This is a genomic window from Streptomyces rubellus, assembly GCF_036323805.1.
Lineage (GTDB): Bacteria > Actinomycetota > Actinomycetes > Streptomycetales > Streptomycetaceae > Streptomyces.
The window spans coordinates 267,995-294,898 of record NZ_JAZDCX010000003.1 but is presented as its reverse complement, the minus strand read 5'-3'; the positions used below and the strand labels follow the sequence as shown (position 1 = coordinate 294,898).

26 protein-coding genes are annotated in these 26,904 nt (G+C 71.8%); 14 read left to right on the top strand and 12 right to left on the bottom strand.

The genetic code is table 11. The annotated features are described in order from the left end of the window. Positions 1-343: 343 nt before the first annotated feature. From V1L54_RS05360 to V1L54_RS05335, 6 genes are all read left to right on the top strand, one after another. Positions 344-1,642, top strand: a complete 1,299-nt coding sequence (locus V1L54_RS05360; RefSeq protein WP_330116681.1) for a sugar ABC transporter substrate-binding protein — start codon at positions 344-346, stop codon at positions 1,640-1,642. 149 nt (positions 1,643-1,791) lie between these two features. Next, the gene (locus V1L54_RS05355) at positions 1,792-2,823 is read left to right on the top strand and encodes a carbohydrate ABC transporter permease (RefSeq protein ID WP_330116680.1); all 1,032 of its coding nucleotides are present in this window, start codon (positions 1,792-1,794) and stop codon (positions 2,821-2,823) included. After that, positions 2,820-3,731 carry a carbohydrate ABC transporter permease gene (locus V1L54_RS05350; protein ID WP_443076486.1) on the top strand — a complete coding sequence of 304 codons (912 nt, stop codon included), beginning with the start codon at positions 2,820-2,822 and terminating at the stop codon, positions 3,729-3,731. Before V1L54_RS05355 ends, V1L54_RS05350 begins: the two co-directional genes overlap by 4 nt. Positions 3,732-3,740: 9 nt before the next feature. Further along, positions 3,741-5,291 carry a glycoside hydrolase family 3 protein gene (locus V1L54_RS05345; protein ID WP_330116679.1) on the top strand — a complete coding sequence of 517 codons (1,551 nt, stop codon included), beginning with the start codon at positions 3,741-3,743 and terminating at the stop codon, positions 5,289-5,291. A gap of 193 nt (positions 5,292-5,484) precedes the next feature. Further along, the gene (locus V1L54_RS05340; protein WP_330116744.1) at positions 5,485-6,507 is read left to right on the top strand and encodes an SIS domain-containing protein; all 1,023 of its coding nucleotides are present in this window, start codon (positions 5,485-5,487) and stop codon (positions 6,505-6,507) included. A gap of 471 nt (positions 6,508-6,978) precedes the next feature. Beyond that, positions 6,979-8,487, top strand: a complete 1,509-nt coding sequence (locus V1L54_RS05335; protein WP_330116743.1) for a GAF domain-containing sensor histidine kinase — start codon at positions 6,979-6,981, stop codon at positions 8,485-8,487. Positions 8,488-8,772: 285 nt separating this feature from the next. Here V1L54_RS05335 and V1L54_RS05330 read toward each other — a convergent pair whose 3' ends face one another. Both V1L54_RS05330 and V1L54_RS05325 read right to left on the bottom strand, forming a co-directional pair. After that, a complete protein-coding gene (locus V1L54_RS05330; protein ID WP_028427873.1) occupies positions 8,773-9,030 on the bottom strand; it encodes a WhiB family transcriptional regulator in 258 nt (85 codons plus the stop codon). A gap of 319 nt (positions 9,031-9,349) precedes the next feature. Beyond that, positions 9,350-10,318, bottom strand: coding sequence for a diacylglycerol/lipid kinase family protein (locus V1L54_RS05325; RefSeq protein WP_330116678.1), 969 nt, complete (start codon positions 10,316-10,318; stop codon positions 9,350-9,352). A gap of 88 nt (positions 10,319-10,406) precedes the next feature. Between V1L54_RS05325 and V1L54_RS05320 the strand changes: the two genes are divergently transcribed. Then, positions 10,407-10,865: a hypothetical protein gene (locus V1L54_RS05320; RefSeq protein WP_330116677.1), complete on the top strand. Its 459-nt coding sequence runs from the start codon at positions 10,407-10,409 to the stop codon at positions 10,863-10,865. A gap of 62 nt (positions 10,866-10,927) precedes the next feature. Here V1L54_RS05320 and V1L54_RS05315 read toward each other — a convergent pair whose 3' ends face one another. From V1L54_RS05315 to V1L54_RS05300, 4 genes are all read right to left on the bottom strand, one after another. Next, positions 10,928-11,944, bottom strand: a complete 1,017-nt coding sequence (locus V1L54_RS05315; RefSeq protein ID WP_443076485.1) for an RNA polymerase sigma factor SigF — start codon at positions 11,942-11,944, stop codon at positions 10,928-10,930. After that, complete coding sequence (locus V1L54_RS05310) at positions 11,941-12,354, bottom strand: ATP-binding protein (protein WP_100203314.1); 414 nt, start codon at positions 12,352-12,354, stop codon at positions 11,941-11,943. Before V1L54_RS05310 ends, V1L54_RS05315 begins: the two co-directional genes overlap by 4 nt. A gap of 238 nt (positions 12,355-12,592) precedes the next feature. Beyond that, positions 12,593-13,135 carry a GNAT family N-acetyltransferase gene (locus tag V1L54_RS05305; protein ID WP_330116676.1) on the bottom strand — a complete coding sequence of 181 codons (543 nt, stop codon included), beginning with the start codon at positions 13,133-13,135 and terminating at the stop codon, positions 12,593-12,595. A 9-nt stretch (positions 13,136-13,144) separates the two neighbouring features. After that, positions 13,145-14,074 (bottom strand): 1-aminocyclopropane-1-carboxylate deaminase/D-cysteine desulfhydrase, encoded by a 930-nt coding sequence (locus V1L54_RS05300; RefSeq protein ID WP_330116675.1) that lies wholly within the window; start codon positions 14,072-14,074, stop codon positions 13,145-13,147. A gap of 741 nt (positions 14,075-14,815) precedes the next feature. Here V1L54_RS05300 and V1L54_RS05295 point away from each other — a divergent pair. After that, on the top strand, positions 14,816-15,208 hold the full coding sequence (locus V1L54_RS05295; protein WP_443076484.1) for a DUF2267 domain-containing protein: 393 nt from the start codon (positions 14,816-14,818) through the stop codon (positions 15,206-15,208). A gap of 83 nt (positions 15,209-15,291) precedes the next feature. Here the strand turns inward: V1L54_RS05295 and V1L54_RS05290 are convergent, their stop codons facing one another. Both V1L54_RS05290 and V1L54_RS05285 read right to left on the bottom strand, forming a co-directional pair. Beyond that, positions 15,292-16,452, bottom strand: coding sequence for a peptidoglycan-binding protein (locus tag V1L54_RS05290; RefSeq protein WP_330116673.1), 1,161 nt, complete (start codon positions 16,450-16,452; stop codon positions 15,292-15,294). A gap of 90 nt (positions 16,453-16,542) precedes the next feature. Further along, complete coding sequence (locus V1L54_RS05285) at positions 16,543-17,616, bottom strand: helix-turn-helix domain-containing protein (protein WP_330116672.1); 1,074 nt, start codon at positions 17,614-17,616, stop codon at positions 16,543-16,545. Between the two features lie 694 nt (positions 17,617-18,310). Between V1L54_RS05285 and V1L54_RS05280 the strand changes: the two genes are divergently transcribed. Next, the gene (locus V1L54_RS05280; RefSeq protein WP_330116671.1) at positions 18,311-18,841 is read left to right on the top strand and encodes a hypothetical protein; all 531 of its coding nucleotides are present in this window, start codon (positions 18,311-18,313) and stop codon (positions 18,839-18,841) included. Between the two features lie 156 nt (positions 18,842-18,997). On the opposite strand, the gene sodN is transcribed toward V1L54_RS05280, so the two are convergent. Beyond that, the gene (gene sodN, locus V1L54_RS05275; protein ID WP_100203307.1) at positions 18,998-19,393 is read right to left on the bottom strand and encodes a superoxide dismutase, Ni; all 396 of its coding nucleotides are present in this window, start codon (positions 19,391-19,393) and stop codon (positions 18,998-19,000) included. A 204-nt stretch (positions 19,394-19,597) separates the two neighbouring features. Here sodN and sodX point away from each other — a divergent pair, with 204 nt between their 5' ends. Then, positions 19,598-20,014, top strand: a complete 417-nt coding sequence (gene sodX, locus V1L54_RS05270) for a nickel-type superoxide dismutase maturation protease (RefSeq protein WP_330116670.1) — start codon at positions 19,598-19,600, stop codon at positions 20,012-20,014. Here sodX and V1L54_RS05265 read toward each other — a convergent pair. Next, positions 19,933-20,547: a CGNR zinc finger domain-containing protein gene (locus V1L54_RS05265; RefSeq protein WP_330116669.1), complete on the bottom strand. Its 615-nt coding sequence runs from the start codon at positions 20,545-20,547 to the stop codon at positions 19,933-19,935. The genes sodX and V1L54_RS05265 overlap by 82 nt on opposite strands. A gap of 80 nt (positions 20,548-20,627) precedes the next feature. Between V1L54_RS05265 and V1L54_RS05260 the strand changes: the two genes are divergently transcribed. Next, positions 20,628-21,428 carry a class I SAM-dependent methyltransferase gene (locus V1L54_RS05260; RefSeq protein ID WP_330116668.1) on the top strand — a complete coding sequence of 267 codons (801 nt, stop codon included), beginning with the start codon at positions 20,628-20,630 and terminating at the stop codon, positions 21,426-21,428. Positions 21,429-21,544: 116 nt separating this feature from the next. Here V1L54_RS05260 and V1L54_RS05255 read toward each other — a convergent pair whose 3' ends face one another. Then, positions 21,545-22,750, bottom strand: coding sequence for an NAD(P)-dependent malic enzyme (locus tag V1L54_RS05255; protein WP_330116741.1), 1,206 nt, complete (start codon positions 22,748-22,750; stop codon positions 21,545-21,547). Between the two features lie 608 nt (positions 22,751-23,358). On the opposite strand from V1L54_RS05255, the gene V1L54_RS05250 reads away from it, so the two are divergent. The 3 genes from V1L54_RS05250 to V1L54_RS05240 are packed head-to-tail and all read left to right on the top strand — an operon-like array spanning position 23,359 to position 26,167. Beyond that, positions 23,359-24,342, top strand: a complete 984-nt coding sequence (locus V1L54_RS05250) for an ABC transporter substrate-binding protein (RefSeq protein WP_330116667.1) — start codon at positions 23,359-23,361, stop codon at positions 24,340-24,342. A gap of 50 nt (positions 24,343-24,392) precedes the next feature. Next, a complete protein-coding gene (locus V1L54_RS05245) occupies positions 24,393-25,397 on the top strand; it encodes an amino acid ABC transporter permease (protein WP_443076483.1) in 1,005 nt (334 codons plus the stop codon). Further along, complete coding sequence (locus tag V1L54_RS05240) at positions 25,394-26,167, top strand: amino acid ABC transporter ATP-binding protein (protein WP_330116666.1); 774 nt, start codon at positions 25,394-25,396, stop codon at positions 26,165-26,167. The genes V1L54_RS05245 and V1L54_RS05240 overlap by 4 nt, the downstream gene beginning before the upstream one ends. A gap of 58 nt (positions 26,168-26,225) precedes the next feature. On the opposite strand, the gene V1L54_RS05235 is transcribed toward V1L54_RS05240, so the two are convergent. Then, entirely contained in the window at positions 26,226-26,648 is a 423-nt protein-coding gene (locus tag V1L54_RS05235) for a hypothetical protein (protein WP_330116665.1), read from the bottom strand. Positions 26,649-26,904: the final 256 nt, after the last annotated feature.

Here is a 26,904-nt window from a genome sequence, read left to right as displayed (position 1 = left end):
CGCTCCCGCCTCCGGCGGCTCACATGGTGGCACGGCACCCGCTCCCCGCGGCGTTCCGGCCCAGATGTCGGTCCGGTAACGGAAGGGGAGCCGGGAATCGTGCACCGTTGACACCGGACTAGGTCTAGGCCAAGCTGCGGGAACTGGTCTACACCATTAAAGACCATCCCGGCCCCCAAGGGCAGTACTCGTCGGGCACCGGCCGGAAACCGGTGCCCGCGGAGCACGGCGTCGTCGGCGGGGAGCGTCCGGCGCGGCCGGCGGGAGCGGAGCTCCCGGGCGGTGGACGGGGGCTTTTTCGGGCGGTGGGCGGGAGATTCCTGGCATCCCGGAGGAGAGTGACGTGAAGCGCAAGGGCATAGCGGCGGTCGGTGTCGCGGCAATGATGGCCGGCGTGGTGGCCTGCGGGTCGGACGGCGGGGACAGCGCCTCCAAGGACCCCGGGGAGCGCGACGAGACGCTCACCGTGTGGCTGATGAACGACGCGCAGAGCACCTGGCCGGAACTGGTCAAGGACGTCAACGCGCAGTTCAAGAAGAAGTACCCGAAGGTCAAGGTCGACATCCAGTACCAGCAGTGGGGCGACAAGGCCAAGAAGCTCGACGCCGCGCTGGGCGGCAGCAAGTTCCCGGACGTGGTCGAGCTCGGCAACACCGAGACCATGACCTACATCCTCAACGGCGCGCTCGCCGAGATCGACCCGGAGAAGTACGACAACTCCGACACCTGGATCCAGGGCCTGAAGGACACCTGCTCCTACGAGGGCAAGCTCTACTGCGTCCCCTACTACGCGGGTGCGCGCGTCGCCATCTACAACCAGGAGATGTTCGACAAGGGGGCGGGCGTCAAGGAGTTGCCGAAGACCGAGGACGAGCTGCTGGCGGCACTCGACGAGGTCGCCGCCGAGTACGGCGACGACAAGGCGTTCTCCCCCCTCTACCTGCCCGGCCGCTACTGGTACGCCGCCATGTCCTACGTCGCCGCGTACGGCGGGCAGATCGCCGAGTACGACGAGGGCAAGGGCGAGTGGAAGGCCACCCTGAGCACCCCCGAGGCCCGGGAGGGCATCGAGCACTTCATCGGCCTGGTGAAGAAGTACAACAACGGCGACCGGACCAAGGACGAGCAGGACCACGCCAACGTCATGGCGAACGAGAAGGCCGCCCTGATCTACGGCAACGGCTGGGAGGCCGGCAGCGTCGTCGAGGGCGAGAACGGCAACCCGGAGCTGAAGGGCAAGATCGGTACCGCCGGCATGCCCGGCCCCGACGGGAAGGCCCTGCCGTCCTTCATCGGCGGCTCCGACCTCGCGGTGATCCAGAAGTCCGAGGCGAAGGACCTCGCCGAGGAGTGGATCTCGCTGTTCACCGGTGAGAAGTCCATGGAGGTCCTGGCCTCCAAGAACATCCTGCCCAACAACACCAAGCAGCTCGAGCCGCTGAAGGCGAAGCCCGAGACCGCCCCGATCGCCAACGCGGTGCCCGACGCCTGGTTCACCCCGATCGCCCCCGGCTGGACCGCGATCGAGAACCAGAGCGTGCTGGAGAACATGCTGCTGGACATCCTCAAGGGCACCTCGGTGGCCGAAGCCACCGAGAAGGCCGACAAGGAGATCGACGAGCTGATCAACAGCGAGGTCTGAGCCGCGGCCGGGGAGCGGGCCGGGGAGCCCCGCCCCCCGGCCCGCTCCCCGCTCCCCGGCGGGCGGGCGTACGGCCGCCCCCGGCGGCCCGCCCGCCGCGCCCCTTCGGTGAACAGTTCGGTGACGACAACGAACGGAAGGCCAGCACCGTGACCGCCGACACCAAGGCCGCCGATCCGCCGGCGGTCCCGTCCCAGCAGACCGGGTCGCCACAGCCGTCCCGGCCGTCCCCCGAGTCCGGGGACTCCCGCGGCTCCGGGCCGTTCCCGCGGCGCCGGGGCCCCGGCGCCGCGGCGGGTGGCGGACTGCCGTACCTGCTCATCGGCCCGGCGATCGTCGCCATCGGCGCCGTCTTCGCCTACCCACTGGTCAAGACCGTGATCATGTCCTTCCAGGACATGCGCCGCACCCACCTGTGGGGCGGCACCACCCCGCCGTGGGTGGGATTCGAGCAGTTCACCAACATCCTGGGCGACCCGGAGTTCTGGACGGTCACGTTCCGCACCGTGCTGTTCATGGTCGTCTGCGTCACGGCGACCATGGGCCTGGGTCTGCTGCTGGCCCTGCTGATGCAGCGGCTGTCCACCTGGGTGCGGCTGCTGCTCACCGGCGCGCTGGTGGCCGCGTGGTCGATGCCGCTGCTGGTGGCCACCTCGATCTTCCGCTGGCTGTCGGACTCCGACTACGGCGTGGTCAACAACCTGCTCAGCAGGCTTCCCGGAGTGGACTTCCAGGGGCACAACTGGTTCCTCAACCCCTGGCAGGGCTTCACCGTCATCGGCGCGGTGGTGGTCTGGGGCGCGATCCCGTTCGTGGTGATCACTCTCTACGCGGCCCTCACCCAGGTGCCGAAGGAACTGGAGGAGGCCGCGCAACTGGACGGCGCGGGGGCTCTCGGAGTCTTCCGCAGCGTCGTGTTCCCGGTCATCAAACCGGTCTTCCAGATGGTGGCCACCCTCTCGGTGATCTGGGACTTCAACGTCTTCGGCCAGATCTTCCTGATGCGTGCCAACAAGCCGGAGCCCGAGTACGAACTGCTGGGCCTGTACTCGTTCAGCAAGGCGTTCGAGAGCGCCTCGTTCAGCCAGGGCACCGCCATCGCGCTCATCACCGTGCTGCTGCTGTCCGGTGTGGCCGTGTACTACCTGCGTCAGCTGATGAAGACAGGAGAGGTCGAGTGAGCACCTCCACCCCGACCGCCGCCGCTCCGGCGGCGGCTCCCGAGGCGGCTTCCGGCACCCCGTCCGCGTACGAGCTGCGCCCGGACCGGAAGCGGAACCGGCTGCTGTACGACGTGCTGGGACTGGTGGCCTTCGCCGTCATGGCCTTCCCGGTCTACTGGCTGGTCGTCAGCGCCTTCCGGCCCAACCGCGAGATCCGCAGCTATGACCAGACGTTGTGGCCCTCCTCCCTCACCCTCGACAACTTCGTCCGCGCCACCGAGGCCCCGAACTTCTGGACCGCCATCCAGAGCAGTCTGATCATCTGCGTCACCTCGGTCGCCGGTGCAATCTTCATCGGCACCATCGCGGCATTCGCCATCGGGCGCTTCGAGTTCTACGGCCGCAGGCCCTTCATGACGGTGCTGATCCTCGTCCAGCTGCTGCCGCCGACCGCGATGCTCATCCCCATCTACGTCCAGCTCAACAGCCTGGGCGCGCTCAACGAGTACTGGGGCGTGATCGTCGTCTACATGGTCTCCGTACTTCCCTTCACCACCTGGATGATCCGCGGCTTCGTGATCAACGTGCCCAGGGAGCTGGAGGAGGCCGCGATGGTGGACGGCTGCACCCGGATGGGCGCTTTCTGGCGGGTGATCTTCCCGCTGGTCGCCCCGGGAATCGCGGCGGCGTCCATCTTCGCCCTGGTCACCGCGTGGAACGAGTACCTGTTCGCCTACATCCTCCTGCAGGACAACGAGAAGTACACGCTCAACGTGTGGCTGATGAACTTCACCACCGACCGCGGCACGGACTACGGCGCCCTGATGGCCGGCTCCGTGCTCATCGCCCTTCCCGTGGTGATCTTCTTCATGATCGTCCAGAAGAAGATGGCGGCGGGACTCACCTCCGGCGCAGTGAAGGGATAGCGCGCGGCCATGACGATTCTCACCGGCGCCACCGACACCCTGACCCGCAACGCCCTCGCCGTCCTCCAGCCGGGCTTCACCGGCACCACCGCCCCCGGCTGGCTGCTGCGCCGGCTGGACGAGGGGCTCGTCTCGGTGGGACTGTTCGGCCGCAACATCGCCTCCCCCGAGCAGCTCGCCGCGCTCACCGGGGAGCTGCGCCGGGTCCGCTCCGAGGTCCTGGTGGCCGTCGACGAGGAGGGCGGTGACGTCACCCGGCTGGAGGCGCGCACCGGGTCCTCCTTCCCCGGCAACCTCGCCCTCGGCGCCGTCGACGACACCGCACTGACCCGTGCCGTCGCCCGCGAGCTGGGCCGGCGGCTGGCCGAGTGCGGGGTCAACCTCAACTGGGCGCCCTCGGCCGACGTCAACTCCAACCCCGACAACCCGGTCATCGGCGTCCGCGCCTTCGGCGCCGCCCCGGACCTGGTGGCCCGGCACACCGCCGCCTGGGTGACGGGACTGCAGTCCGCCGGGGTCGCCGCCTGCACCAAGCACTTCCCCGGGCACGGCGACACGGCCGTCGACTCCCACCACGCCCTGCCCCGCATCGACGCCGACCTGGACACGCTCCACGCCCGCGAGCTGGTCCCCTTCCGGGCGGCGATCGCCGCGGGCAGCAAGTGCGTGATGAGCGCGCACATCCTGCTGCCCGCCCTCGACCCGGCGCTGCCGGGCACGCTCAGCCCGGCCGCCCTGACCGGCCTGCTGCGCGCACCGGCGGGCGAGGGCGGACTCGGCTTCGAGGGACTGATCGTCACCGACGGCATGGAGATGCGGGCCATCGCGGCCACCCACGGCATCGAGCGCGGCAGCGTGCTGGCCATCGCCGCGGGCGCGGACGCCATCTGCGTCGGCGGGGGACTGGCCGACGAGGACACCGTGCTGCGCCTGCGCGACGCCCTGGTCAGGGCGGTGACCGAGGGGGAGCTGGCCGAGGAGCGGCTCGCCGACGCCGCGGACCGGGTCCGCGCGCTCGCCCGCTGGACCGCGCGGGCGGCCGCCGGCGCCCGTGCCGTGCCCCCCGACCCCGGGGTCGGACTGGCCGCCGCCCGCCGCGCCCTGCGGATCACCGGCGGGGCGGACGACGGGGCGGACTGGGTCCCGGTGACCGAGCCGCCGTACGTCGTCTCCCTCGCTCCCGTCGCCAACATCGCCGTCGGCGACGAGACCCCCTGGGGGCTCGCCGGCGAGCTGGCGGAACTCCTCCCGGGCACCGCGGCCGGCTCCTGGGACCGCGACCGGGCCGCCGCGGCGGGCACGGACGCGCTGGCCGCACGGGTGCTGGCGGACGCGGCCGACCGTAGGATCGTCGTGGTGGTACGCGACGTCCACCGGCATCCCTGGATGGCCGACGCGCTGCGCGCGCTGATCGCCGCCCGGCCGGAGACGGTCGTGGTCGAGATGGGACTGCCCCAGGCACCGCCGTCCGGCGCCCTCCACATCGCGACCCACGGCGCCGCCCGGGTCTGCGGACGGGCCGCCGCCGAGGTCATCACCGGCCGGAAGGCCGGCGGCTGACGGCGCCGACGGCTGAACCCGGACGCACACCCCGCGGCCGGCGCCCGGAATCGCGACCGGACCGCACCGGCACCACGGAAGACGGGAGACCCCCAGCATGTCCGCCACGAACCCGGCAGCCGACCCGGTGAAGCCGGCGCACCCCCCGGCGAATCCGGCCGCCCCGCAAGGCGGCGGCCGGCCGGGCCGGCTCATGGCCGCCGAGACGGCCGAGCAGCCCGCTGTGCTGCGGCGGATCCTCGTCGAGGGCGCCCCGCGGATCCGCGAGACCGCCGAGCGCATCGCGGCCCGCGCCCCGCGCTTCGTGCTGCTCACCGCCCGCGGCACCTCCGACAACGCCGCCCTCTACGCCAAGTACCTGCTGGAGATCCTGCTGGGCAGGCCCTGCGGGATGACCTCCATGTCCACCACCACCGCCTACGGGGCCCGCCAGGACCTCACCGACTGCCTGGTGATCGCCGTCAGCCAGTCCGGCGGCTCACCGGATCTGGTCGCCTCCACCCGGGCCGCCCGCGAGGCCGGTGCCGTCACCCTGGCGGTGACCAACAACGCCGGTTCCCCGCTCGCCGCGGCCGCCGAGTTCCACATCGACGTGCTGGCCGGCCCGGAGCGGGCCCTGCCGGCGACCAAGACCTACACCGCCGAGCTGCTGGCGCTCTACCTCCTGGTGGACGGTCTGCGCGGCGGGGACGGGGCCGCGGCCAAGGTGCTGCCGGACCTGGCCGAGACGGTGCTGGCCCGCCGGGACGAGGTGCGGCGGCTGGCCGCCCGCTACCGCTTCGCCGAACGCATGGTCCTCACTTCCCGGGGCTACGGCTACCCGACCGCCCGGGAGGCGGCCCTGAAGCTGATGGAGACCAGCTACATCCCGGCCCTGGCCTACTCCGGGGCCGATCTGCTGCACGGCCCGCTGGCGATGGTCGACAACGTCTCCCCGGTGATCGCCGTCGTCCCCGAGGGGAAGGGCGGCGAGGCGCTGCGGCCCGTCCTGGACCGGCTGCGGGACCGCGGCGCCGACCTCGTCGTCGTCGGACCCGAGGCGGAGGTCGCCCGGGCCTCGGCGGGCTTCGTCCTGCCGACCGGGGAACTGCCCGAGGAGCTCCAGCCCGTCCTGGAGATCCTGCCGCTGCAACTGCTGGCCTACGAGGTGACCATCGCCCGCGGCCAGGACCCGGACGCGCCCCGCGCCCTGGCGAAGGTCACCGAGACCCGCTGACCGCCGGCCCCCGCCGGTCCGGTCCCGGACCGGCGGGACGGGGAGGACAGGGGGTGCGGAGGGCAGTCGTGCGTTCGGCTCCCGTACGCGGCGGGCGCACGGGCCGCGACGGCCGGCGGGCCGCCCCGGGACACGGGGGCGGCCCCCGGAACACCCGCGGGCCGCGGCGCCGGGACGGGACCCTCAACCCGCCCGGCACCGCAGCCCGGAGCATCGAAGACCTGGCGCAGTCAGGGCAGAGAGCGCCCGGTCTCGTTCCGCCCTCCTGTGCGGGGAGGACAGAAGTCTGCTCCTCCATTCTGGGGCCGCCCCCTGCCCTGTGTCCATGCCTTGAACGCGCCGACGGCATGCCAGGAGCGATTGCCGTCACTTCTTGCGCACATGAGCGCGCCCGGGCGCACGCGAGCGCGGACGGCAAGGCCGCGGAAACGTCCCGGCCGTCCGCCGGTTAGGCTCGGCGGCGTGCCCGCCATGAACGACCTCGTCCACCAGCACACCGCTCTGACCGACTCCGATCTGGAGTGGCTGCACCTGCTGGTCTCCGAGTGGCAGCTGCTGTCCGACCTCTCCTTCGCCGACCTGGTCCTGTGGGTCCCCACCCGGGACGGGGCGCGCTATGTCTCCGTCGCGCAGATGCGCCCCAACACCGGGCCCACCTCCTACCAGGACGACATGGTCGGCCATCTGGTGCCGCGCGGACGCCGTCCGCTGCTGGACGCCGCGCTCGACGAGGGCCGGATCGTCCGCGAGGGCGATCCCGAGTGGCGCGAGGAGGTGCCGGTGCGGGTGGAGTCCATCCCCGTGCGCCGCGAGGGGCGCGTCCTCGGCGTCATCGCGCGCAACACCAACCTGCTGACGGTACGGACACCGAGCCGGCTGGAGCTGACCTATCTGCAGAGCGCCTCGGACCTCGCGCAGATGATCGCCGCCGGATCGTTTCCCTTCCCCGACCAGCAGGTGGACATGGACGCCTCCCCGCGGGTGGGCGACGGGCTGATCCGGCTCGACGCGGAGGGCATCGTCCAGTACGCCAGCCCCAACGCGCTGTCCGCCTACCACCGGCTGGGTCTCGCCGCCGACCTGGTCGGGCTGCACCTGGGGCAGGCCACCGCCGAACTGGCGCCCTCCCGCGGCCCGGTGGACGAGTCACTGGCCAAACTCGCCAGCGGCTGGGCACCGCGCGAGACCGAGATCGAGGGCAACGGCTGTGTGGTCCAGCTGCGGGCCATCCCGCTGAAACCGAAGGGCGACCGGATCGGTTCGCTCATCCTGCTGCGCGACGTCACCGAACTCCGCCGCCGGGAGCGGGAGCTGATCACCAAGGACGCCACCATCCGGGAGATCCACCACCGGGTGAAGAACAACCTCCAGACCGTCGCCGCCCTGCTGCGCCTCCAGGCCCGGCGGATCGGCACGGGCAACGGGGGCAACGCGCGGGAGGCGCTGGAGGAGGCCGTCCGCCGGGTGGGCTCGATCGCCATCGTGCACGAGACGCTCTCCCAGACCCTGGACGAGCGCGTGGAGTTCGACGAGATCGTGGACCGGGTGCTGGCGATGGTCGCCGAGATCTCCCCGGGCACGGTCACCGGGCGCCGCACGGGCCGCTTCGGCATCCTGGTCGCGGAGGTGGCCACCCCGCTGTCCATGGCGCTCACCGAGGTGCTGCAGAACGCCCTGGAACACGGCTTCCGGCCGGGGGAGCGGGGCACGGTGGAGGTGAACGCCGTCCGCGGCGACCGGAGCGACCGGCCGGCGGGCCCGGGAGAGCGGCGCGAGGAGGGGCGGCTGCTGGTCACGGTGCAGGACGACGGCCGCGGCCTGCCCGAGGGCTTCGACGTCCGGGCGGGGGGAAACCTGGGTCTGCAGATCGTGCGGACTCTGGTCGAGGGGGAGTTGGGCGGCACCTTCGACATGCTTCCGGCACCCGGGGGAGGCACCCGGGTGCTCCTGGACATCCCCGTGGGACGGGAGCGGCGCTAGCGGCGCGTCTCGGCCGAAGGCCGGGGCCGGGCCGCGTGCGGCTTCCGGGGGAGGTCCCACCCCCCGGCTCCGGGACGCCGTCGGCTCCCCGGCGGGCCCTTCCGGCCCGGCGCGGGTGCCGGAACGGGCCGGGGAGCGGGGCCTGTGGGCGGGCGCGGACTGGAAGGGGACCGGACAGGCGTCGAGCCCCGGACCGTGGCGGTCCGGGGCTCGACACCGTCTCTGCGGTGCGCACTGGGCACTGCGCGCTGCGGTTCGGGGGCAGCAGAGGTGGCGGCGTGGGCGTCAGGCGGTGGCCTTGCGCGCCCGGTTGCGGGCGGCGCGGCGCTTCATCGCGCGCCGCTCGTCCTCGCTGAGGCCACCCCAGACGCCGGAGTCCTGGCCGGACTCCAGCGCCCACTGCAGGCACTGCTCCATGACGGGGCAGCGGCGGCAGACGGCCTTGGCTTCCTCGATCTGCAGCAGCGCAGGACCGGTGTTGCCGATGGGGAAGAAGAGCTCGGGGTCTTCCTCGCGGCAAACGGCGTTGTGACGCCAGTCCATGGCTGCTCCATCTCCTACGCTTGGTGGTAATGGCTTGTGAATGTGAACGCTTTCACGAATCCCTCCACAAGGGAAGGGTCAGCGCCCGGATTTACCGGGTCGTGTCCCAGGGGGAACGGGGAGGTGGATTCGGGGCTCTCAAGGGGGTCGGCGTCGACCGTCCCGATCGCCATGAAGAGACTCGCAAACCTCGGCGGCGGATACAACCCCTTCCGGAAAGTTTTTTTTGATTCCTTGGTGTCGACTAGGTCACAGCCGTACTTCCAGGGGGTGGAGTATGGCCTAAACGTTCGACTGGAAGGACTTTCACCACATCTACTTACACAATCACACGCAGTGCACGGCGTACGCCTGTGAACGTGACGCTCGTACGCAGCCCCAGGTGGTCGCCGTCCATCTGAAACGGCAGTGGAACCTGCGAATCCAAGGTGAAGTCGGTGAGATCGTGCAGTGAGACCGCGTGCCTGCCGTGCGGGCCGCGTTCGGGAGTGGAAGTCAGCAGCTGGGTGCCGTAGCGGGTCACCGCGGGCGGGGTCAGCCGGGTCAGTCCCAGCACGTCGAGGGCGGTGTCGAAGGACGCCCGGGGAGCCGCGTACACCGGCTTGTTGCCCAGATAGGTCCAGGGCGCGGTGTTGCAGACGATGGACAGCGCCAGCCCGTCGACCGGCTTCTCGTCCGGCCGCCGGAGAGTAATCGTTCCGCGGCGGCGGTGCGGGTCCCCCAGGAACTGCCGCACCACCTGGCGTATGTAGAGCGCGTGCGTCGAGCGCCTGCCGCGCTCCCGCTTCTGCTCCACCCGGCCCACCACGCCCGCGTCGAAGCCGAACCCCGCGCAGAAGGTGAACCAGCGGGCGGGCACCTCCGCGTCCTCCGTCCCCGGCGTCCCGGCCGCCAGGCCCAGGCCCACCGTGCGCTCGCCGCCCGCGTGGAGCGCGTCCAGCAGCGCGCCCGTGGCCTCCACGGCGTCGTTGGGCAGTCCGAGCGCGCGGGCGAAGACGTTGGTCGAGCCGCCGGGCACGACCGCGAGCCGGGGCAGGTCGTCGGGGTCGGGGCCGGCGTGCAGCAGTCCGTTGACGACCTCGTTGACCGTGCCGTCCCCGCCGAGCACGATGACCAGCTCGATCTCCCCGCGCTGGACCGCCTGCCGGCCGAGGTCGCGCGCGTGCCCCCGGTACTCGGTGGTGACGGTCTCCAGCTTGAGATCGCTGGCCAGGGCGTGGATGAGCACGTCCCTGGTCCGCGCACTGGTGGTGGTGGCCGCCGGGTTTACCACGAGGAGTGCGCGCATGGGGTGCAGCGTACATAGCCGCCGGTGGGACGGCCCAAATCCGGGTCGGCCGGGACCTCGCCCGGGACCGCCCGGCTACCCTGGCGGGGTGAGTACGGACGCATCCTCCCCAGGCCCCGCCGGTACTTCCGGTGTCCTCCGGACCTCCCGGCCGGCCCGGATCACCGTCGCGGCCGCGCTGGTGGCGCTGCAGGGGGTGGTGGTCGCGGGCCTGGGCGTCACCATGCTGGTCCTGCTGCTGTCCGGCCGGCACGCGGACGACGCCCTCCAGGCCGTGACCGGGGCCGTGACCGTGCTGGCGCTGGCCGTACTGCCGCTGGCCGCGGCCCGGGGGCTGTGGCTGCGGCGCCGGTGGAGCCGCGGCCCGGCGGTGATCGTGCAGCTCATGGCCGTCCCGGCGGGCTGGCAGATGGCACAGAACGGCGGGGTGTGGCTCGCTCTGGGCGCCCTCGTCTCGCTGACCGCGCTGACCGTGCTCGGCTGCGTCGTCAACCCGACGGCCACCGAGGCACTGGGCATCGGGCCGCGCGAGCCCCGGGACGCCTGAGCGGATCCGCGGCGCGCACCCAGGCCCCATGGCTCCATGCCGGCCCGGGACGCCGGCCGGGGCTACTCCTCGACCAGCAGCCGGTCGCGCAGCTGCGCGAGGGTACGGGCCAGCAGCCGCGACACGTGCATCTGCGAGATCCCGACCTCCTGCGCGATCTGCGACTGGGTCATGTTGCCGAAGAACCGGAGCAGCAGGATCTTCTTCTCGCGCGGCGGCAGCTCCTCCAGCAGCGGCTTGAGCGACTCGCGGTACTCCACGCCCTCCAGGGCGTCGTCCTCCGCCCCGAGGGTGTCCGCGACGGCCGGGGACTCGTCGTCGGTGTCGGGGACGTCCAGGGAGAGCGTGCTGTAGGCGTTGGCCGACTCCAGCCCCTCCAGGACCTCCTCCTCGGAGATCGACAGCCGCTCGGCCAGCTCGTGGACGGTCGGGGCGCGCCCGTGCTGCTGGGACAGCTCCGCGGTCGCGGTGGTCAGGGACAGCCGCAGCTCCTGGAGCCGGCGCGGCACCCGTACCGCCCAGCCCTTGTCGCGGAAGTGCCGCTTGATCTCGCCGACGACCGTCGGGGTGGCGTAGGTGGAGAACTCCACACCGCGCTCCGGGTCGAAGCGGTCCACCGACTTGATCAGGCCGATCGTGGCCACCTGCGTCAGGTCGTCCAGCGGCTCGCCGCGGTTGCGGAAGCGCCGTGCCAGGTGCTCGACCAGCGGCAGGTGCATCCGCACCAGGGTGTCGCGCAGCTGGGCCCGCTCGGGGGAGCCGTCCGGGAGGGAGCGCAGCCGGACGAAGAGGTCCCGGGCGCCGCCGCGGTCCTGCGGCTCCGGCAGCCGGTGCCCGGACGCGCCGTTCCCGTGGCCCTCGGGCCCGTCGTACCCGCCGCCCCGGAGGTCCTCCACGACATGGTCCTCCACGGCGTCCGCCCGCTCCGTCCCGTGCTGGGGATCGGCTGGATGAGGCCGGGCTTGCTGTTCGGGAATGACCGGACCGACCGCCTTCTCGTGACGGCTCGTCCGCGTTTCGTGCTCCAGGTCGTTCACCCCGACCCCCTTTTCCCGTACCGGCCCGTGTGCGTCGGTCACGACGCCCCTGGACCGGCGCCGCGCTTCTTGTGCAGACTGATGCTGACCGTGCGATCGTCGGCCACGGCCGAGTCGACCTCGCCGGCCAGTGCGGAGAGCACCGTCCAGGCGAAGGTGTCGCGCTCGGGTGCGCGGCCTTCCGTGGTGGGTGCCGAGACGGTCACCCACAGAGAGTCCCCGACGAGCCTGAAGACGCAGCTCAGCACGCTGCCGGGGAGGGCTTGCTGGAGCAGGATGGCGCACGCCTCGTCGACGGCGATGCGCAGATCCTCGATTTCGTCGAGGGTGAAGTCCAAGCGGGCCGCGAGACCGGCGGTGGCCGTACGCAGCACCGACAGGTAGGCGCCCGCTGCGGGCAACCGGACCTCGACGAAGTCCTGCGTCCCGGGCTCGCCTGCGATCTGGGACACCCTCACCTCCAAGGTGGCACGAGCTGGTGACTGCCGCGAACGCCGGTCGGCGTCCTGTGGGCACAGATGTAACGGACCGGCGCGGCAGATCGTTCGACTGCGACGCTATCGCGATCCGAGGCATGCTGTCGCCCGGGCTGCGGAGGGCACCCTTCCCACGAACGTCACCCATAGTAAACACATGGACACTGTCCGTGGCTAGGGGTCTGCGGTAATCAATTGCCCCCACTACGCTGTGTCACAACGCCCGGGGTGCCCCGGATATTCCGGGCTCCGCGCTCTTTCCGCCGCCTCCCGCGGCCGGGGCCCGCTCGGCGGCGAGGGACCGCAGCGGCGCGCCGCTCAGCCGGTAGACCGTCCACTCGTCCATCGGCTCGGCGCCGAGCGACTCGTAGAAACCGATGGACGGCTCGTTCCAGTTCAGTACCCACCACTGGAGCCGTTCGTAACCCCGCTCGGCGCAGACACGGGCGAGTTCGGCCAGCAGCGCCCTGCCGTGGCCCGCGCCGCGCGCGGCGGGGCGGACGTACAGGTCCTCCAGGTACACCCCGTGGGTGCCGGTCCAGGTGGAGAAGTTCAGGAACCACAGGGCGAAGCCGACCGGTTCGCCGCCGTCGTCCTCGGCGATCAGCGCGAAGACGGCCGGGTCCGCGCCGAAGAGGGCGTCGCGCACCTGCTCCTCGGTGGCCCGTACCTGCTCCGACGACCGCTCGTACGCCGCCAGTTCGCGGATCATGGCGTGGATCACCGGCACGTCCGCGGGCACTGCTGTCCGAATCACCCCCGAAGGCTAGCCGGTGACCACCGCGGCCACCGACGTCCCCGGCGCGAAGGCGCCCTCGCCGGCCAGCACCGACAGCCCGTACAGCGCCTTGGCGACGTACACGCGGTCCAGGTCCGGCAGTCCGTGACGGTGCCGGAAGTCCCGCGCGAACGCCTCCAGCGCGCCGGTGACGCGGGCGAAGCCGCCGCAGTGGAAACGGTCCTCCACCCGCCAGTCACCGCGTCGTCCGCCGAAGGCGGCGTGCTGGAGCCGTTCCACCTCCCTGGTGAGGAAGCCGCCGCGCAGTACGGCGAAGCCGACGGCCCGCTGCCCGTCCGCCAGTCCGGCGGCGAGCCCGGCGAGCGTGCCGCCCGTGCCGCAGGCGACGGCCACCACGTCGGCCGTGCCGCGCAGTTCCCGGCCCAGCCCGGCGGCGCCCCGTACGGCCGCGGCGTCGCTGCCGCCCTCGGGTATGAGGCGGAAGGGGCCGAAGCGCTCGCGCAGCCGCGCGGTCCAGTCCGGGTCGGTCCTGCGGCGGTACGCGGCCCGCGTCACGAAGTGCAGCCGCATGCCGTCCGCGGCGCAGCGGGCCAGGGAGGGGTTGAGCGGCCGGCCGGCCAGTTCCTCGCCCCGTACCACCCCGATCGTGGCCAGGCCCAGCAGCCGCCCGGCGGCCGCGGTGGCGCGCAGATGGTTGGAGTACGCGCCGCCGAAGGTCAGCAGGGTGTGTTCCCCGGCGCGGACGGCGGCGTGCAGGTTCGGCACCAGTTTGCGCCACTTGTTGCCGACGAGGTCCGGGTGGATCAGGTCGTCGCGCTTGAGCAGCAGTCGTACGCCGTGGCGGGCGAAGCGCTCGTTGGCGATCTCGGTGAGGGGGGACGGCAGCCGCGGGCCGAGGGCGGCCAGGGCGGCCGCGGGGCCGGTCGGTCCGGGCTGTCCGGGTGCTGTGCTGCTCACCCCGCCATTCTCCCGCTCCCGGGGTGGCACGCCGTGCCGTGGTGGCCGGGCCGGCCGCGGTGGCGCCCGGCGCCCCTGGCGGTGCCCCGGGCGCCACCGTCTGCCCGCGGGCCGTTCGTGGAGTTGCGGTTGTGACCGTGCGGGCGGTCGGGGACGGCGGTTCCGGCTGTCCGCGCCGGCAGCGGGGGCCAGGAGATCCTCGACGGATATGCGGGGATGTGCGAAGTGGACGCGCATCCATGACGGGATGCCGTCCTTCGTCTGTCTCCGGCCCGGAGCGTGCCCGGTGGGCCCGGGGTTCCTCCCGCCGTCCCGGACCGGCTGTACCGGATTACCGCGGTGCGGGAGGGGGAACGTCGCCGGGCCGGCACCGGCGGGCGTGCCGTCACCCGGCGGGCGTTCCCGGGGCGGCGCGGACGCTCCGGTGCGTCTTCGCGAATGTTGATTTCCGGCCCGTATGAAAGCGTTTTTACGGGGCACATGGTGTACGCCCCGGTCTGTGGACGCCCGTTGACGTGCTTCCCCCGGATCAGGGCTGACATGAGGTGGCTGCGCTGCCGTGAGTCGGATGTTGTCAAGTTTTCTTGGCTTGGGTTATACAGATGGGTGCGAGGCAGTGCACTCAGTGCCGTATGACCGGTCGACCCCGGCAGGGCAGAGCAGTGAGTGACGGCCGTACCGACCACCTCACCGGTACCAGCAGTACGGAAGGGGAGATGGAACATGCGGTGGAGCGAGTTCGTGGCGAAGGTACGTGAGCGGGGGCAGTACCCGACGGTCAGAGAGGCCGAGCGCGTCGCGCGGATCGTGCTCTCGGCTCTGGGAGGCCATCTCACCGGACAGGAGCGCACGGAGCTGGCCGTCCGCCTGCCCCAGGAGGGCACGCGCGTGCTGACCGACCAGCTCCAGGTCACCAAGGCGATGAGCGGTGCGCAGTTCGTCGACAGTGTCGCGGCGCGCATCGAGGGAGCCACCCCGGCGACCGCCCGCTGGGACGTCAGCTCGGTGCTGAGCGTCGTCGCCGAGCTGGCCGGCGACGACCTGCTGGACCGGATCATCGACCGGCTCCCGCCCGGCTACGCCCTGCTCTTCGGGCGTGCCCAGCTCGCCGCCCGGCTCGTTCCGGCGGCCTGACCGGACGGTCGGGCCAGCGGCCCGCAGCGGAAGACCGTCGCTGCGGGCCGCTGGCCTGACACACCCGGGAGAGGGCGGCGCGGTCAGGGGGCTTCGGTGCCCCGGTCCTGCCCGGCCTCCGCCTCGTCCCGGCCGCCCTTCCCGTCCTTCTCCGCGCCCTTCTCCCGGCCGTCCTTGTCGCCTTCGCCGTCGCCGACGATGGCGGAGAGGCAGTGCGGCCAGTGGCTGAAGTCCTCCTTCTGGGACCACAGCCGGTGGGCCGCCCTGATGTTCCACTCCGGGTCCAGGGCCTGCGCGGGGGTGCCGCGCAGATCACGGAGCCGTGCGTCGGAGATCTGGAAGACGCCCCAGTTCCGGCTGCCGTCGACGTTGGGGAGGACGTACAGCGGGTCGAGACGGGACTGGCAGCGGGCGATCCGGACCGCCGTCTCCGGGTCCTCGGCGAAGACCTTCCGGATGCGGTCGGTGACCCGCTTCTCGTCCCAGGTGGTCATCGACACCTTTCCCGCGTACAGCGCCCGCTTGGTGTCGTCACCGACGATCCCGTCCACCGCCAGGCCCGCCCGCACCTGGAAGGCCTCCACCCGGCGCAGGGTCTCCGGGCCGAAGATGCCGTCGATCCCGATAGTCGCCCCGGCGTCGGACAGCAGCTGCTGGACCTCCCGTACGCACTCGTCCTCCTGGCCGATGTGGACCGGGTCCCGGCACTCCGCGGAGAACAGCAGCCGGTCGTCCGCCGCCGCCCCGTCCTTCCCGTCGCCGAACGAGGCCCACGCCAGGGTGGCGGCGATCACGGCGGCCACGACGACGGCGGCGACGATCCACAGCCCGCGGCGGGGCCGGGACGCCGCCGTGGCCGCGTTGGGCTCCTCCCCGGTGTCCCCGGTGTCCCCGGCGTACCCGACAGCTCCGGTGTCCCCGGGGCCGGACACCGGCTGCGGCTCCGGTTCCGATTCCGGGTCCGGGGCTCGTTCCGGGTGCGGGGAAGGAGGCTCGGAGGCCAGGGTCCACAACCGGTGCAGCTCCGTCAGCTCGTCCCGGCCCGCCCCGCACTGCCGGGCCAGCAGTTCCACCGTGCCGAAGTCCGGGGGGACCGCCTTTCCGGAGCAGTAGCGGTGCAGCGCGGAACGGCTGATGTCCAGCCGGGCGGCCAGCGTCTCGTAACTGTGTGGGGTACGTCCCTTCAACTCGCGCAGAGCCGAGGCGAACTCCTCGACACGGGCCTCGCCCCGACCGTCCCGCATTGCCCCAGACCTCCACACCTGTGGTCGCCCTGATCACGACGCGTACATCGTAGGAACACCGAGCGGCACGGCGGTGGCGGATGGCCGGATTCAGCCGTCGCCGAAACGGGGGCCCGGCTCCAGCGAGACCAGGCAGCGCGGCCGGCGGCCGGAGTCCCCCCCGCCCCACAGCCGGTGGGCCGTCTCGATGTTCCACTTCGGATCCAGCGCGTCCGCGGGGGTGGCGCCCATCTTCCGCAGCCGCTCCTCGGAGATCTGGAAGACGCCCCAGGTGCGCGAGGTGTCGGGGTGGGAGAGCACATAGTGCGGGTCCAGCAGCGACCGGCACTCGGCCGTCCGCACCGCCGCCTCCGGATCCTCGGTGAAGACCTTCCGGATGTGGTCCGTGACCCGGTCCCTGTCCCAGGTGGCGAGGGACACCCCGCCCTCGTACAGCGCCCGTTTGGTCGCCTGGTCGACGACGCCGTTGGGCCGCACCCCGGCCAGCGCCTGGAAGGCCAGCACCGCGCGCCGGGTGTCCCCCACGAAACGCCCGTCGGCCGCCGTTCTCCCGCCGGCCCCGGCGATCAGGCGCTGGACCTCCCGTACGCACTCGCCCTGCTGCCCCTGGCCGACCGTGTCCGGGCAGGCGTCCGAGAGCAGCAGCCGCTCGTCGTCCGCGGCTTCCGCGGCACCGCGCACCCCCGCGATCAGGACGGCACCGACCACGGCCGCGGCCAGCGCGCCGGCCAGGAACCGCGGCCAATGCCGGACAGACGGCCGGAACGCCGCGAGGGCCCGTCCCGACGGCTGCCGCCGCGACGGGACGGGGGCCGTGGCCGGGGAAGCGGCCGGGAGCGAGGCGGGCGGCGCGGTGGTGACCGGGGCCGCCACCGGCTCCGGGCGCCGTTCCGGCCGCGGCTCCGGCGAGGGGGGCCCGGACGACTCGGTGGCCAGCACCCACAGCCGGTGGAGTTCGACCAGTTCGTCCCGGTCCGCCCCGCACCGTTTGGCGAAGCGCTCCACGGTCCCGAAAACGGCTGGAACCGACTTGCCGGAGCAGTAGCGGTGCAGTGCGGAACGGCTGATCCCGGTCCGCGTCGCCAGCGTCTCGAAGCTGTGTCCCGTGCGTCCCTTCAGATCGCGCAGCGCGGCTGCCAGTTCCGAGGTTCCATCGTGGCCCATCCCTGGCCCTCCCCCGAGACGCGGGTCCGCCCGATGACGGAGCCATCGTATCGGGGAGGGCGGGGCCAGGGACGGGCCCGACGGGAAGCGGACGCACCCGGGGGCCGCGGGCATCCGCCGGAATGCCCGCGGCCGTCCGGATCACCGTCTCATTCGTGATCCCCCGTACTCCCCCGTGGGGACGGAGTCCGGACATGCGCCGCTTCGCCGTGGCCGGCTCAGCGCTCCCCCGAGTCCGCTGGGCCGACGAGACATGTGTGTCACGGGCCCGCCGGACGCGTCAACGCGATTCCGGCGATCTGGGACGCTGGGACGGCGCACCGTATCTGAACTGCGGTTATCCGGGGCGATGGGATGCGGTGCGGGACGAGTGGCGGGCGCTTACCGGTCCCGGCGGACCCGGTGGCCGGGGCGGAGGGGCCGGTGCCGGTCCGTCAGGCGGCGGCGGCAAGATCGTCCTGCCCTAGACTCCCGCGGGACTCGCACAGGCGGACCAGGACGCTCAGTTCCGGCTCGAAGGTGCCGGATGTCGCGGCGGTTCCGGCGATGACGGCAGCCCGGCCCCGTCCCGCAGGCGCGTTTCCACCGCAGCCACGGCGCGGTGGCTCCACTCGAATCATCTGTTGACGGGTCAACAGGGTCTCTCCGGTGCTGTTCGGGCCGCCCGGGCAACTCACGTGAAAGGACTTCCCCGATGCTCGATCCTCGGCGGCACTACGCCAGTCTGCGCTTCGTGGCGCTGCTTCCGCTCGTGCTGTTCTTCCCGATCATGGTCAGCTTCTTCATAAGCCCGGGCGTGGCGTGGGGAGAATACGTGGGGGTCTTCTTCCACCTCTCGATCCTCTTCCTGGTGTCGCGCCTGGAGGCGGCCTCCTGGGCCAGGGCCGCGGGCTACGGCTGGGTGGTCACCGACGTACTCGCCGGCATCCTGGTGATCAACGAAGTCGATGACGACACGGCCTGGGCGGTCCGCCTCGGTGCCCATGTCCTCGCCGGTGTCTGGATCGTGGCGAGTTCCCTGGTCAGCCGTTCCTGGCCGGTTCGCGCGGTCGGCGTCCTCACCGGTGTCTGGCTCGGCGGCTACTCCTTCGTCGGGAACGTCCTCGGCGAGGAGTTCCTGCGCCCGGCGAGCATCATGATCCTGGTCTGGTTCGCGCTCCTGGCGATCCTCCACCGCGACCAGCCGGAGCGCCCGGCGGTGCCGGCCGGCACCGCATCGGCCTGACGCGCGGTACGACGTAATCCCGCCGAGGAGGAGGACCGGGGGAGAAGGACCGCACCCGGTCCGTGATGGACGCCGTGCTCGGCGCCCTGCGGACCGGGTGCGGACAGCAAGACCGGGCGATCAGGGAAACCGCAGTTCAGAAGGCATGAATCAAGATCAGGCCTTCTTGGTCTCCCAGAAGATCTTGTCGATCTCGGCGATGAGGTCCAGCAGCTTCTGGCCCGTCGCCGGGTCGGTGGAGCCCTTGGCCGCGGAGGCGGCCTTGAGCGCGTCGTTCACCAGCTGGTGGAGCTGCGGGTACTTCTCGAAGTGCGGCGCCTTGAAGTAGTCGCTCCACAGCACCGAGATGTGGTGCTTGGCGAGCTCGGCCCGCTGCTCCTTGATGTACGTCGCACGGGCCCGGTAGTGCGGGTCGTCGTTGGCCTGGTACTTCTCCTGGATGGCCTTGACCGACTCGGCTTCGATACGCGCCTGGGCCGGGTCGTAGACGCCGCAGGGAAGGTCGCAGTGCGCGCTGACCTTCACCTTCGGGGCGAACAGGCGGGAGAGCATAGAGCTGTCCTTCCTCGTGATCGTCTTCTCTCGGGTGAGGTTACTCCGTGCGGGAGGCCTTTTCGCGTGTGCCCCCACCGGCTTGGGACAAAAGTCGGAGGAAGCATGGGCGGACCCGGGGGAACCCGGGAACGGCAGCCGGGAAGACTGGGCCGGGGACAGGTGCGGGGACAGTTGTAGAGGCGAGGACCGGAGGTGCCGCGGATGCCGGAGCGGGTGGACGAACAGGACGGCCGCGGACTGCTGCGGATCGGGCTGGCCGAGGTCTACAACCCCTCGATGGAGCCGACGCTGGTCCCCGGCGACCTGCTGGTGGTGCGCTACGGGGGGGAGGTGCGGCCCGGTCACGTGGTGGTGGTGCGCCATCCCTTCCAGCACGACCTGCTGATCGTCAAGCGCGCCGTGGCGCGGCGTGCGGGCGGCTGGTGGGTGCGGGGCGACAACCCGTCCGTGCGCAACGACAGCCGTGAATTCGGGGTGGTGCCCGACGAGCTGGTGGTGGCGCGCGCCTGGGTGCGGCTGCGGCCTCCGCGGCTGGTTCAGCGGACCCCCGGCGCGTTGCTGGCCTGGGTGTTCTCGTCGGTGCGGCCACTGCCCGCCAGGCGTTTGCGGGCGCGGTAGGCGGCGACGTTGGCGCGGGTGGCGCAGCGGTCCGAGCAGTAGCGCCGCGAGCGGTTGGTCGAGGTGTCCAGATAGGCGTTGCGGCAGGGGTCGGCCTGGCAGATGCCCAGCCGCTCCACGCCCAGCTCGGTGAGGTGGAAGGCCAGCCCCATGCAGGCGGTGGCCGTGTAGCCGGCGGTGGCGTTGGCGGGGTGGTCGGCCAGGTGCAGGTGCCAGCGCGGCCGGCCCCGGTCGTCCAGGTGGTCGTGACCGGAGATCTGCGGGCTGGCGGGGAACTCCATCAGCAGGGCGTTGAGCAGGCCCACGGCCCTGACCTCGTCGCCCTCGGAGGCCGCCGTGAAGACCGCCCGCAGCCGGGTGCGGACGTTCCGCAGCCGGGTCACGTCGGCCTCGGTGGCGCGCCGGGCGGCGGTCTGTCCGGGGCCGAAGAGGGCGCGTACGGCCTCGACCGAGGTGAGCGTGTCCTCGCCGCGCCGGGGCTGCTCGGTGTTGACCAGCCGCACGGCGAAGTCTGAGTAATGGCTCAGTTCCACTTGTGGTCCTTACGAGATCGTCCTAGGGTCATGCCGGGACCGGGTAAGAGCCCTTGAAGGAATCAGCCTATTACTTCTCGATGGCGCAGGAGGTTGCCGTGAGTGAGACGGACACCGGCGTATCCACGGACTGGCGGCACTGGCAGACCACCTGGGACCGGCAGCAGGAGAGCTACCTGCCCGACCGCGAGGAGCGGTTCCGGGTGATGCTCGACTCGGTCGAGGCGCTGGTGGGCCCCGCGCCGAGGGTGCTGGACCTGGCGTGCGGCACGGGCAGCGTCTCCGACCGCCTCCTGCGCCGGTTCCCGAAGGCCACCGGCACCGGAATCGACCTCGACCCGGCCCTGCTGACCATCGCGCGCGGCTACTTCGCCGCCGACTCCCGGGTGGAGTTCGTCCGGGCCGACCTGCGCGACCCGCGGTGGCGGGACGAACTGCCGCACCGCGCGTACGACGCCGTGCTCACCTCCACCGCGCTGCACTGGCTGCGCACCGACGAGCTGCGGACGCTGTACGGGCAGCTCGCGGGTGTGGTGCGGGAGGGCGGGATCCTCCTCAACGCCGACCACATGCCCGACGGGGCCACGCCCCGGATCAACGAGGCGGTGGACGCCTTCCACCGGGCCCGCCGCGAGCGCGAGAAGGCCGCGGGTGTCCAGGACTGGGCGGACTGGTGGGCGATGGCCGCGGCCGACCCGGTGCTGGCGGAGCCGGTCGCCGAGCGTTTCCGCGTCATCGGCGATCCGCGGGCGGGGGACCACTCCGACGGCGACGTGCAGTCCGCGGCCTGGCACGCCGAGGCGCTGCGGGCGGCGGGCTTCGCCGAGGCGCGGACGGTGTGGGCCTCCCCGTCCGACGCGATGGTGCTCGCCCTGCGGTGACGCGGTGGTGCGGTGACGCCGGGGCGACCGGCGTCACCGCACCGGGGCGGCGTACGGCTGCGGGGTGGTGCGGGCCGGCCGCCCCGCCCCCCCCCCCACGGCCCGGCAGCCGGCGCTCAGCGCCGGGCGACGCCCTCGGCGCGGGCCGCCGCGGCGACGGCGGCGGTGACCGCCGGGGCGACCCGCTCGTCGAACGGCGAGGGGATCACGCACTCCTCGCTCAGCTCGTCGGCCACCACCGCGGCCAGCGCCTCGGCGGCGGCCAGCTTCATGCCCTCGGTGATCCGCGCGGCCCGCACCTGCAGGGCGCCCGCGAAGATGCCGGGGAAGGCGAGGACGTTGTTGATCTGGTTCGGGTAGTCGCTGCGGCCGGTGGCGACCACCGAGGCGTACCGGCGGGCCACGTCCGGGTGGATCTCCGGGGTGGGGTTGGCCATGGCGAAGACGAACGCGCCCTTCGCCATCCGCGCGACGGCGGCCTCGGGGACCGTACCGCCGCTGACGCCGATGAAGACGTCCGCGCCGACCAGCGCGTCCCCCAGCGAGCCGCTCAGTCCGGCCCGGTTGGTGAAGCCGGCCACCTCCCGCTTGACGTCGGTGAGTTCCGCGCGGTCGGCGGAGACGATGCCCCGGCGGTCGCAGACCGTCACATCGCCGATGCCCGCCTCCACCAGGATCCTGGCGATGGCGACCCCGGCCGCGCCGGCGCCCGAGACGACCGCGCGCAGCTCGCCGAGCGCGACCCCGCGCAGCCGGGCGGCGTTGCGCAGCGCGGCGAGGGTGACGACGGCCGTGCCGTGCTGGTCGTCGTGGAAGACCGGGATGTCCACGCGCTCCTGGAGCCGGCGCTCGATCTCGAAGCAGCGGGGCGCGGAGATGTCCTCCAGGTTGATGCCGCCGAAGGAGGGCGCGAGCCGGACGACGGTGTCCACGATCTCGTCGATCTCCCGGCAGTCCAGCGCGATCGGGACCGCGTCCACGCCGCCGAACTGCTTGAAGAGGATGGCCTTGCCCTCCATCACCGGCAGGGAGGCCTCCGGGCCGATGTCGCCCAGGCCCAGCACCGCGCTGCCGTCGGTGACGACCGCGACCGTCTGTGACTTCCAGGTGTAGTCGTGGACCAGCTCCGGCTGTTCGGCGATGGCGCTGCACACCTTCGCCACACCCGGTGTGTAGGCCAGGGAAAGGTCGTCCGCGTTCCGCACCGGCACGGTCGCCCGGACCGCCATCTTGCCGCCGCGGTGCAGGGCGAAGGCCGGATCGATGCTCGCGTCGACGCCGTCGTCCAGGTCGCTCCCGGAATTGACGATCTCCGCTGCCACTGTGTTCAACCCCTTTGTCGCTGATTCTGTCGAGGGTGGCCGCTTCCTGGTCGAGGAGCGGGCGGGCACCGCGTCCGCGGCCCGTCCGGCGGATGGGGCCGCCGTCGGGGCGGGGTACGGACGCCGGGCGCGCCGCACACGCGCCCTGGTCCCCGGGTGAGGGGTGTAACCGCACTTTCTACCGGATGAGTCCCGCCGGTACGAGTGGCTTTCGCATCCTCCCGGCCGCCGTGTCCCACTCCGGCTGCCCCCGGGGGCAGCCGGTCGAAACGCCTGTTTCCGGGCAGAACGGCCGTATTCCGGCCGACGGCCCGCTCGGCGCGGCAGGAAAGCGGCAAAGGGGCGGTAAAGACACGGCGAGGGGGAGGGGAGGAGAGTGACAGAACTCTCGTTCCGCGCGCCATTCCGCTCATACGAGCAAGCAAGTGGGTGAGTCGCCGTCCGAAAACGATCGTCTTCGGTGGCCCGTTACCCGATTTTGACACGGTCGGCGTCATGGCTCCCGGTGTCCGGATGGCAGGATGCGCTTCATCGCACAGGACCGGGACCGTCCTCCGGGGCGCGTCCGGCCGACCGGCTACTCCACTCACCCCGCAGGAGGACCACCCATGACCGCACGTACCAACCGCTCCCTGTCCACGGCGGGAGGGTCTCCGAGGCCGTCGGCCCGCCGGCGCCTGGCCGCGGTCGGAGCCGTCGTGGTCGCGGGCTCCCTGCTGCTCACCGCCTGCGGGGACCAGACCGACGGCGGCGGCGACGGCGACGGCGGCAAGAAGTCCGAGAGCGCGAACGCCGCCCCGCTGCACGACAAGCTGCCCGCGGACATCCGGAAGGCGGGCGTCATCAAGGTCGGCTCGGACATCGCCTACGCGCCGGTCGAGTTCTACGACGAGAACGACCAGATCACCGGCATAGACCCCGACCTGGCCGATGCCCTGGAGAAGCAGCTCGGCGTCGAGTTCGAGTTCAGCAACGGCACCTTCGACGGACTGATCATCGGCCTGAACTCGGACCGCCACGACATCATCATGTCGGCGATGACCGACACCAAGCAGCGCCAGGAGGGCCTGGACGACGAGGGCAACAAGGTCGGCAAGGGCGTCGACTTCGTCGACTACTTCCGGGCCGGCTCCGCGATCCTGGTCAAGAAGGGCAACCCCGAGGGCATCGAGTCCCTGGACGACCTGTGCGGCAGGACCGTCGCCCTCCAGCGCGGCACGGCGAACGAGGAGCTCGCCGAAACGCAGAGCGAGAAGTGCGACAAGCCCATCGAGATCCTCGCCTTCGACAAGGACACCGAGGCGCTGCTCCAGGTCAAGCAGGGACGCGCGGTCGCGGACATCAACGACTACCCGGTCGCCGCGTACAACGCCAAGACCTCCGGCGGCGGCGACGACTTCGAGGTCGTCGGCGACCAGATCAACGCCGCGCCCTACGGCATCGCCGTGAGCAAGGAGGACACCGAGCTGCGCGACGCCATCAAGGCGGCCCTCGACGCGATCATCGACAACGGCGAGTACCGGAAGGTGCTGGAGAAGTGGGAGGTCGTCGAGGCCGGGGTCGAAGAGGCCACCATCAACGGCGGCGAGTGAGCCGTCCGGACCGCATCGTCCCGCAGCAGTCCGAACGAAGGTAAGCATCCGTGTCCGACCCCGAAGACACCGAAGGCAAGGTCCCCGTCCCGGCGGCGTCCCTCACCAAGGACCCCGGCGGGCCGGACGGGCCGGTACCGGTGACCAAGAGCCCGCCGGTACCGCCCGAGGCCGTCAAGGCCATCCCGGTACGCCACTACGGCCGCTGGATCAGCGCCGCGGTCGTGCTCGTCCTGCTCGGCCTGGTGGTGAAGGCGTTCGCCGAGGCCGAGATCCGCTGGGCCACGGTGGGGCAGTACCTCACCCACGACACGATCATCGAGGGTGCCCGCAACACTCTGTGGATCACCGTGCTCGCCATGCTCCTGGGCGTGGTGCTCGGCACGGTCCTGGCGGTGATGCGGCTGTCGATGAACCCGGTGATGTCGTCCGTCGCCTGGGCCTACATCTGGTTCTTCCGCGGTACGCCCGTCCTGGTGCAGCTACTCCTCTGGTACAACCTCAGCTTCGTCTTCGACACCGTGAACCTCGGTTTCTACAAAGACGAGATGGAAGACTTCATGACGCCGTTCCTCGCGGCGTTGCTGGGGCTGGGCCTGAACGAGGCCGCCTACATGGCCGAGATCAGCCGTGCCGGCATCCAGTCGGTGGACCACGGGCAGACCGAGGCGGCCCACGCACTCGGCATGACCGGCTCCCGCACGATGCGGCGCATCGTGCTGCCGCAGGCCATGCGGGTCATCATCCCGCCGACCGGCAACGAGTTCATCAACATGCTCAAGACCTCGTCGCTGGCCTACATCATCCAGTACTCCGAGCTGCTCCTGGCGTCGAACAGGATCTACTCGCGCAATCTCGCGGTGATCGAACTGCTGATGGTGGCGACCGTCTGGTACCTGGTCCTCACCACGGTCTTCAGCATCGGCCAGTACTACCTGGAGCGCCACTTCCAGCGCGGTTCCTCCCGCAGCCTGCCGCCCACTCCGTGGCAGCGGGTGAGGACCAACCTCACCTCGTTCCGCACGCCGAGCCAGGTGGGAGGGAGGACGATATGACCACCTCGGCGGTCCCCATGGTGAAGGCGGAGGGCGTCCACAAGTCCTTCGGCCACTCCCACATCCTCAAGGGCATCGATCTGGAGGTCGCGCCCGGCGAGGTCTTCTGCCTGGTCGGCCCGTCCGGCTCGGGGAAGTCCACCTTCCTGCGGTGCATCAACCACCTGGAGAAGATCAGCGCCGGCCGGCTGTGGGTCGACGGCCGGCTCGTCGGCTACCGGCAGAAGGGCGACAGGCTCTACGAGCTCAGGGAGCGCGAGGTCGCCGCCCAGCGCCGGGACATCGGCATGGTCTTCCAGCGCTTCAACCTCTTCCCGCACATGACCGCGGTGGAGAACGTCATGGAGGCGCCGGTCCAGGTCAAGGGGGAGGCCAAGGCGGTGGCCCGGGAGCGGGCGCTGAAACTGCTGGACCGCGTCGGGCTGGGCGACCGCACCGGCCACTACCCCTCCCAGCTCTCCGGCGGCCAGCAGCAGCGGGTCGCCATCGCCCGGGCGCTGGCGATGGAGCCCAAGCTGATGCTGTTCGACGAGCCCACCTCGGCGCTCGACCCGGAACTGGTCGGCGAGGTGCTCGACGTCATGCGGGGTCTGGCCGAGGACGGCATGACGATGATCGTCGTCACCCATGAGATGGGCTTCGCCCGGGAGGTCGGCGACTCGCTGGTCTTCATGGACGACGGTGTGGTCGTCGAGGCCGGTCGTCCGCGCGAGGTGCTGACCGATCCGCGGCACGAACGGACGAAGGCGTTCCTGTCGAAGGTCCTGTGAGCGTGCGGCCGCGGCCCGTCGGTTCCCCGGCGGGCCGCGGCCGCCGACGCGGAGACGTTCAGCGTCCGGAGACGTAGGCGACGATCGGGTCGCCGTGCGCCTGGGGCTCGCCGTTCGCGCCGTCGCGCGCCACGGTCACGAACTCCACGGCGTGGGCGCTTCCCTCCGGGAAGTCGTAGTCGCACCAGGTGTTGCCGTTGTCGGCTCCGTCGGCGTCCTGGCACTCTCCCGTCCGCCCGTCCTGGGGGCCGCCGTGGAGTTCCCAGATGACGCCCACCCGCAGTCCGTCCGCGAGCAGGTCCGCCACCGAGAACCGGTCGCCGTCGGAGTAGAAGCAGGCCATGCCCGCCGCGCCCTTGGGAAGACTGCAGAACTGGGTCGTGTCGGCCGGCGCCGGCGTCTGTGCCCGGGCGGGGCCGCCCATCATGCTGATCGTGCAGGCGAGCGCTACCCCCGCGGTCCACAGCGCACGTGTCCTCATCCGGTACTCCTTCGTTCCTGTCGGTCCCTCGGCGGTGCCCGGAGAAGGCCGTACGGCCGCCGAGTTCGGTGCGGAGCCCGCCGGGTTTCCGAGTCAGGGGATCAAAACGTCCGGATTGAGCCATTGCCGGTGAGCCGTGGCAGGCGCTCCCGGAGCGACTGGTTCCGAGAGCCGGCGTACTGGTGGCGGGCCGCACCGCCGCAGTACTTCCGCCCTGGTCAGCGGCGAGTGTCACACCGGTATTCGGTTTCGCCGG

What these genes read in the sequence shown, in the direction of transcription:
- V1L54_RS05345 (WP_330116679.1), top strand. Translation starts at nt 3,741, where the DNA reads ATGACGATTCTCACCGGCGCCACCGACACCCTGACCCGCAACGCCCTC.
- V1L54_RS05340 (WP_330116744.1), top strand. Translation starts at nt 5,485, where the DNA reads ATGGCCGCCGAGACGGCCGAGCAGCCCGCTGTGCTGCGGCGGATCCTC.
- V1L54_RS05335 (WP_330116743.1), top strand. Translation starts at nt 6,979, where the DNA reads ATGAACGACCTCGTCCACCAGCACACCGCTCTGACCGACTCCGATCTG.
- V1L54_RS05330 (WP_028427873.1), bottom strand. Translation starts at nt 9,030, where the DNA reads ATGGACTGGCGTCACAACGCCGTTTGCCGCGAGGAAGACCCCGAGCTC.
- V1L54_RS05325 (WP_330116678.1), bottom strand. Translation starts at nt 10,318, where the DNA reads ATGCGCGCACTCCTCGTGGTAAACCCGGCGGCCACCACCACCAGTGCG.
- V1L54_RS05290 (WP_330116673.1), bottom strand. Translation starts at nt 16,452, where the DNA reads ATGCGGGACGGTCGGGGCGAGGCCCGTGTCGAGGAGTTCGCCTCGGCT.
- V1L54_RS05285 (WP_330116672.1), bottom strand. Translation starts at nt 17,616, where the DNA reads ATGGGCCACGATGGAACCTCGGAACTGGCAGCCGCGCTGCGCGATCTG.
- V1L54_RS05280 (WP_330116671.1), top strand. Translation starts at nt 18,311, where the DNA reads ATGCTCGATCCTCGGCGGCACTACGCCAGTCTGCGCTTCGTGGCGCTG.
- sodN (WP_100203307.1), bottom strand. Translation starts at nt 19,393, where the DNA reads ATGCTCTCCCGCCTGTTCGCCCCGAAGGTGAAGGTCAGCGCGCACTGC.
- sodX (WP_330116670.1), top strand. Translation starts at nt 19,598, where the DNA reads ATGCCGGAGCGGGTGGACGAACAGGACGGCCGCGGACTGCTGCGGATC.
- V1L54_RS05260 (WP_330116668.1), top strand. Translation starts at nt 20,628, where the DNA reads ATGGCGCAGGAGGTTGCCGTGAGTGAGACGGACACCGGCGTATCCACG.
- V1L54_RS05250 (WP_330116667.1), top strand. Translation starts at nt 23,359, where the DNA reads ATGACCGCACGTACCAACCGCTCCCTGTCCACGGCGGGAGGGTCTCCG.
- V1L54_RS05240 (WP_330116666.1), top strand. Translation starts at nt 25,394, where the DNA reads ATGACCACCTCGGCGGTCCCCATGGTGAAGGCGGAGGGCGTCCACAAG.
- V1L54_RS05235 (WP_330116665.1), bottom strand. Translation starts at nt 26,648, where the DNA reads ATGAGGACACGTGCGCTGTGGACCGCGGGGGTAGCGCTCGCCTGCACG.